We start from the raw sequence: 221 nt of genomic DNA, 5'->3' as shown, positions 1-221 counted from the left end.
CCCCCTGTGTCAGGATAGTTGTCACCCCTAACAATCAAGTAAAAGGGGGTAACAAGGAACAAAGATGTCCAGATACAGTGAAGAGAGAAAACAAGCTATATTAAGCAAGCTATCGCCGCCACATAACTTAAGTGTATCAGAAGTTGCAAGAAGTGAAGGCATAGGTGTACAAACCCTATATAATTGGCGTAATCAAGCTAGAGAACAAGGACAGCCCATGC

At 43.0% G+C, this 221-nt stretch carries 1 protein-coding gene; it reads left to right on the top strand.

Annotated elements, in window-relative coordinates:
* Nucleotides 1–64: 64 nt before the first annotated feature.
* Nucleotides 65–221: transposase (locus A1232T_RS13075; RefSeq protein WP_143514007.1), on the top strand; the 157-nt coding region annotated here is incomplete at its 3' end.

The sequence above is a fragment of the Psychrobacter pasteurii genome (assembly GCF_900162815.1).
Taxonomy (GTDB): Bacteria; Pseudomonadota; Gammaproteobacteria; order Pseudomonadales; family Moraxellaceae; genus Psychrobacter; species Psychrobacter pasteurii.
Note: the sequence above shows the minus strand (reverse complement) of the source record. Positions and strands in the feature narration are given on the sequence as shown.